Genomic DNA, 5,890 nt, shown 5'->3' with positions numbered 1-5,890 from the left:
AGCATCATCTTATGGCGACATGCCGGGGCGTCAGGGAGGCCCTTGAGGAAGCCAGCGCCGACGGTCCGTGGCTCGCCGCCGGTCCGATCCGGCCAGGCATCCGCGCCGGCTACGAAGGGGACATCTTCCGCGCCGGCAATGCCGCCGGCGAGTCGCACCCGATCATCGCCGAGGGCATATCGATGGCGCTTCAGTCCGGCTGGCTCCTGGCGCGGCAACTCGACGACGCTCAGGCCGGACAGGCGGGACGCCAAGCGGCGGGCAGACGCTACGAGGCGGCCTGGAGAGGCTTGTTCTCGACGCGGATCCTTGCCGCCGAAGCCATTGCCCGCATCGCCCTTGGTCCCGGCGGCGCCGCGCTGATGGAAGCGGTTGTCCGCAATTTTCCGCTGGCGCTGACCTTGGGCGCACGGCTGAGCGGCAAGACGAAACCCGTCCCCGGTTTGGTCGAAGGACGCCCAACTCCAAGCCGACAGGCGCCCCTGGAGTAACGGGACTGCGGAACATTCCGCACCTGTCCGAGTTCGGTTCGTATCCGGCTTTTTGCCGCCAGGCCCGGTGATGAGTATGTGGCCGAGGCGGCGCTCGCCACGCCTGCGGGAGGCATTACGATGACGCGCGACCCGATCACCCACAATCCGCACAGCACCGCAAGCATTGCCGGCCATCCTGTCCATGCAATGCTGATACCGTTCCCGATCGCCTTTTTCGTCGCCACCTTCGTGTGCGACCTCATCTTCTGGCGAACCGGCAATCCGGGCTGGGTCACCGCTTCGCTCTGGCTGCTGGGGGCCGGTCTGGTCATGGCCGCGCTGGCCGCTCTTGCCGGCCTTACCGATGTGCTGGGCGATACCCGGATCCGCAACCTTCGCGATGCATGGCTGCACGCTGGCGGCAACGCCATTGTCGTGCTGGTCGAGCTTTACAACTGGTACTCGCGATATGCCCAGGGCGAGGCGGCAGTGGTGCCGGTCGGCCTGGTGCTGTCGCTGATCGTAGTCCTCATCCTCCTGTTCACCGGCTGGAAGGGCTGGGGCATGGTCTACCGGCATCATGTCGGCGTCGCCGACGGATCCGACGAAACGCGCTGAACGCTGCGAGCATAGTCGGGACCTGGCCATGAGCATGTGAGCACGCGCCGCCGGCGACCGGGTTCGCGGCGCGAGAGTTTCGTCGTCGCCTCCGCTCCGGGCGGAGGTGACTTTTTGGGTCAGATCCGTCTCCGCAATATCTTTCGACCGCCTGGCCTGCTGGCCCAGCATATCTTCGACCGACGTGTTCCAATGCCAGCCGGGCGGTCGCATTTCGACCTCAAACGCCCTGTACCGGCCCGAGTTGCTGCGGTTCCGATCTTCACGCTTTCTTGACAGAGGCTTGAAAAACGGGCAGCAAAGCGGGTGAGGGAGAGCATTTTTACCGTGGCGCAGACCGTGGAGGGCTCTTTTTTCGTATGGACCGTCGCCGTATCGGCGACTGGTGGAGGGATTGGTTAACCATCTTTGTCCATCTTTTGAATCAATCGGCAACAGACGCGTGAAGGTGCAGGGGGCACCAGGCGAACTGTGATCGTGACGGGTGCCAGGTCCGCGAACCGGCATGCCGATTGAGAGTGGTCGTATGGCGTTTTTGCGTTTGAAGTACCGGGGTGACGCTCCTGAAGAGGGGGTAGCTTCGAAGACATCTGGTGGTCATCTTTGGGTTGTGGTGCCTGCTGTTGGCGCCGCGCTCGCCCTGTGGTCCGTGGCGACCCTGGCTGGCCTTTATTCGATGGGCACCTCGCTCACCGCTGCCTCCAACCGATTGCCGCCGAGCCTGCTTGCGCCGGGCACCATCGCGCTTGCCGATCCGCGCCGCGCGCTCGCCAGTTCCTGGGCGCTTTCGCTCCCGGCGGATGCCCGGCACCGGCAGGCGCTCCTCGGGCGTTGCGATGCTGCCTGCCTGCGCCAGGCCTCGAATTTCTCGCATGACGGCAAGATGGCGCGCCTGCGTCCTGCGGCAAGGCCCGATAGCGTCGCGCCGAGGACGGCCGCGCCGGAAACCGTGGCGCGTACTGCCCCGGCCGACCGCTTCGACAGCGTCGTCGCCAGCGCAAAGCTGTCGCCGCAAAAGTTGGCGGATGCCTTTGCCCGCGCGCAGGACAAGCCGGTCCTGCTGGCCAGCCTGCCGGCCGATGCCCGCTTCGCCGAACCGGTTCGCCTGCCCGACCAGCAGGGCCCGGCATCGGTGCGCTTCGGACCTCCGGTGGCGGAGATCGAACGCTCGTCGCGCCTGGCGCTGGCGCTCGCCAACGCAATGCCGGAGGTCGACATGTTTTCGCCGCCGCCGTCCGTGGCGCTGGCCGCGCCTGACGGGCTGCAGGAGCCGCAAGGGACCGAAGTTCTGCTTGCCTCGCTGCCGCCGCAGGACGAGATGCCGGACACAATTCCGTTGCCAACCGGCCGGCCACGGGCGCTGATCGAGCAGCCGGATCAATCGCCAAAAGCTCAAGCCTCCAGGGCGGACGCACCACGGATCGAGGCGCCACAGGAGCAGGCGCCCAAGGCGTCGGCGTCAAAGACCGGCAAGGCCCAGTCGGCCAAGGCCGCGGACGTGCTGTCCGGGAAGCTCCCGGCCCTGTCGCCGCGCAGCTCGGAGCATGCGGCCGTGCCGGCGCTGCCGGGTGTGCAGGCCAGCCAGGCCAAGCCGGCCAAGCCGGGCAAGCGCTCGAAGACCCAGGACGCGGAGATGCTCGCCTACGCCAAGCCCGACATGCCGGAGCGCGGCGCGGGCGGAGTGTTCGGCAACCTGTTCAGCAACAGGCCAAGCGTGGGCAATGGCGTCGCCGTCTACGATATCGCGGCCAGGACCGTCTATATGCCTGATGGCTCCAAGCTCGAGGCCCATTCCGGGCTGGGCTCGATGGTCGACCAGCCGCGCTTCGTCAACAAGAAGAATGTCGGCCCGACGCCGCCCGACACCTACAATCTGTCGATGCGTGAATCGCGCTTCCACGGCGTCGAGGCGATTCGGCTGACGCCGACCAGCGGCAAGAACAAATATGGCCGCGACGGCTTGCTTGCTCATACCTACATGCTGCGCGGCGGCCGCGCCGAGTCCAATGGCTGCGTCGTCTTCAAGGACTATGCCCGCTTCCTTGCCGCCTACAAGAAAGGCAAGATCAAGCGCCTGGTGGTGGTGCCGCGCATGTCGAAGCCGTTGACACAGGTCGCCCAGGAAGGCCGCCAGGGCTGATCATACGGCAGCCCTTGCGAAGGCACTCGCGCCGGAAACCCACGCCTGGACGGTGGCTCTTGCCGGCACGAGCCACAGCGACGGAGCGGCGGTGGCAGCCAAGCGGTTGCTCAACGACTTAAACCAGCGCGGCTCGTGACCTCACTGCTTGAGCTCCGCCAGCGCCCTTTGGAGCGGCGCTGGCGAGATCTGGATCGGGCCGGAGAAGGGTATATCCATGTCCATGATTAGATAGAGCGCGGCGGCGACCAGCGCCGCCGACACGATGAAGGTGCTGACCACGGTGGCGTTGCAGGGCGCCCTGAAGCCGAAGCTGGCGAAGATCAGCGTCAGCCAGGAAACCAGAAGGGCGATCAGTGGTCCGGGGATGGCGCCCTCCGACTGCTCGGCCAGCACCCAGCGCAATTCGATCACCTTCTGCAACTGCTGGCGGGCTTCCTGCAGCATGGCGACGTGTTCGTCATCGGGCGGCGTCAGCGCCCGCAGCTGGTCGCCGACATTGTTGAGCAAAAGCTCCGACAGTCTGTTGGCGACTATCGGGGTTTGCTGACTGGGCGAGGTGGCGTCGACGACGCGCTGCACATAGGCGATGAGCGGCTGGCGCGCGGCCTGCGTCTCGGGGCCGTATTGCCTGAGCGACCTGTCGAGCAAAATCAACTCAGTCGCATAGGCATGGACGTTGTGGTCGATGGATTCGAACGTGTTCTTGGCCGAGTTGATCATCAGGCCGAGCACCAGCGAGGTCATCACGACGAACAGATTGGCGGCGAGCCGCACGATCGCGCTGGTATCGTCCTGGCGGTGATGGGGCGGAAACCGGCCATGGATCAGCAGGCTGGTGAGCGAAGCCCCAGCCAGGCAGACAAAGATCGCGACCCCAAGCAGTGCCTCGCGCATGGCCGGTATTGTAACCGAGGCGTGGCGTTTGCCAAAGGGTTGCCGGGAGGCGTTGATTCACGGTGGGAGCATATTGGCCTAGGTCGTTGTTGGCGCAGGATGCTTTCAGGCTGGCGCATTCACTGGCGAAGCCCCGAACGCGTCATCCTGGGGTCTTCGCTGCGTCGCACCGCTCCTTGCTCCAGCCTGGGGTGACGAGGCCGCTGGCGTTCGCAACCACTTCGAAAGCGCTTTCAATGTCGGCCGCAGGCTCTATGTATGGCCAGGGGCGGGTCGGCTCCGGTTCACCACGAGGATGTCATGACAATACGCGCTGTCGTCTGGGGCGAGAATATCCATGAGCGCACCAATGAGGTGGTCGCATCGATCTATCCCGAAGGGATGCACACCACGATTGCCAACGCGCTGAAGGCCGACCCCGGCATTTCCGCCTCGACCGCGACGCTGGAGCAGCCAGAGCACGGCCTTCCCGAATCCCGCCTTGCGGAGACCGATGTGCTGGTTTGGTGGGGGCACAAGGATCATGGCGCCGTCGCCGACGAAGTGGTCGAGCGGGTGGCGCGCCGCGTCTGGGAGGGGATGGGGCTGATCGTCCTCCACTCCGGCCATTTCTCGAAGATATTCAAGCGTTTGATGGGAACGCCCTGCACGCTGAAATGGCGCGAGGCCGGCGAGCGCGAGCGGCTCTGGGTGACGAGCGCCAGCCATCCGATCGCCGATGGGCTTGGCGACTGTTTCGAACTCGAGAACGAGGAGATGTATGGCGAGCAGTTCGCCGTGCCGGAGCCGCTTGAAACGGTGTTCATCTCCTGGTTCCAGGGCGGCGAGGTGTTCCGCTCCGGGCTCACCTATCGGCGCGGCGCCGGCAACATCTTCTATTTCAGGCCCGGCCACGAGACCTATCCGACCTATCATGACGCCACGGTGCAGCAGGTGCTGCGCAACGCGGTGAAGTGGGCGGCGAACCCGCAAGGCGCGAAGCGTGCTATCCACGACGCGCCGAACGTGCCGGTGGACAACGCGCTGGAGCCGATCGTCGAGCGCGGCGGCAAGCTGCACACGGCCGGCGAGGCCGGCTTCCGTTAGTTCAAGGCAGCGCTTTCCATCTGGAACTCTGCAGCAATAGCGGTTATCCACCTGATATGATTGAATCGAACCAATTCGCTCGGAGGAGCAAAAAATGCGGCTTTTGATACTCGGTACCGGCTGGATGGCGCAGGAGCATGCCCGCCGCTTCAGCGCCATCGAGGGCGTCGACATTGTCGGCGCCGTCGATGTCGATCCGGCCCGCGTCGGCGAAATCGCCGACGGCTTCAAGATCCCCAACCGCTTCACCTCGCTGGAGGAGGCGCTGAAATGGGGTGAATTTGACGCTGTCGCCAACGTCACGCCGGACCGCATCCATCACCCGACCACCATGGCGCTGATCGCCGCCGGCAAGCCGGTTCTGTGCGAGAAGCCGCTGGCCGAGAATTTCGGCAAGGCGACCGAGATGGCGGACGCCGCGGAAGCCGCCGGCATCGTCAACATGGTGAACCTCACCTACCGCAATGTGGCACCTCTGCAGAAGGCACGCGCCATGGTGCTGGCAGGCGAGATCGGTACGGTCCGCCATGTCGAGGCCTCCTACCTGCAAAGCTGGCTGGTGTCGAAATTCTGGGGCGACTGGCGCACCGACCCGAAATGGCTGTGGCGCCTGTCGCCCCAGAATTTCGACACCAGCCAGCTTTGCAGGTAGGAGGCCTCGACATGGCGGACCGTA

The 5,890-nt window shown here is 65.2% G+C and carries 4 protein-coding genes and 2 pseudogenes; 5 read left to right on the top strand and 1 reads right to left on the bottom strand.

Annotation, left to right across the window (positions count from 1 at the left end):
- From EN745_RS27915 to EN745_RS27905, 3 genes and pseudogenes are all read left to right on the top strand, one after another.
- A pseudogene (locus EN745_RS27915) lies at nucleotides 1–491 on the top strand (monooxygenase); the annotation flags it as partial.
- Between the two features lie 120 nt (nucleotides 492–611).
- Nucleotides 612–1,091, top strand: coding sequence for a DUF2231 domain-containing protein (locus tag EN745_RS27910; RefSeq protein ID WP_245455521.1), 480 nt, complete (start codon nucleotides 612–614; stop codon nucleotides 1,089–1,091).
- A 613-nt stretch (nucleotides 1,092–1,704) separates the two neighbouring features.
- Nucleotides 1,705–3,231, top strand: coding sequence for a tlde1 domain-containing protein (locus EN745_RS27905; RefSeq protein WP_245487859.1), 1,527 nt, complete (start codon nucleotides 1,705–1,707; stop codon nucleotides 3,229–3,231).
- Nucleotides 3,232–3,372: 141 nt separating this feature from the next.
- Here EN745_RS27905 and EN745_RS27900 read toward each other — a convergent pair whose 3' ends face one another.
- The gene (locus tag EN745_RS27900; protein ID WP_126055460.1) at nucleotides 3,373–4,128 is read right to left on the bottom strand and encodes a DUF4239 domain-containing protein; all 756 of its coding nucleotides are present in this window, start codon (nucleotides 4,126–4,128) and stop codon (nucleotides 3,373–3,375) included.
- 300 nt (nucleotides 4,129–4,428) lie between these two features.
- Between EN745_RS27900 and EN745_RS27895 the strand changes: the two genes are divergently transcribed.
- The gene (locus EN745_RS27895) at nucleotides 4,429–5,214 is read left to right on the top strand and encodes a ThuA domain-containing protein (protein WP_126055459.1); all 786 of its coding nucleotides are present in this window, start codon (nucleotides 4,429–4,431) and stop codon (nucleotides 5,212–5,214) included.
- A 94-nt stretch (nucleotides 5,215–5,308) separates the two neighbouring features.
- Nucleotides 5,309–5,839 (top strand): annotated as a pseudogene (locus EN745_RS27890) (Gfo/Idh/MocA family oxidoreductase); the annotation flags it as partial.
- Between the last annotated feature and the right edge of the window lie 51 nt (nucleotides 5,840–5,890).

This window comes from Mesorhizobium sp. M4A.F.Ca.ET.022.05.2.1 (assembly GCF_003998845.1).
GTDB lineage: Bacteria > Pseudomonadota > Alphaproteobacteria > Rhizobiales > Rhizobiaceae > Mesorhizobium.
This window is presented reverse-complemented; position numbering and strand designations above follow the sequence as displayed.

Excerpts from the sequence above, each read along its gene's own strand:
- EN745_RS27910 (WP_245455521.1), top strand. The coding sequence starts at position 612 with ATGACGCGCGACCCGATCACCCACAATCCGCACAGCACCGCAAGCATT.
- EN745_RS27900 (WP_126055460.1), bottom strand. The coding sequence starts at position 4,128 with ATGCGCGAGGCACTGCTTGGGGTCGCGATCTTTGTCTGCCTGGCTGGG.
- EN745_RS27895 (WP_126055459.1), top strand. The coding sequence starts at position 4,429 with ATGACAATACGCGCTGTCGTCTGGGGCGAGAATATCCATGAGCGCACC.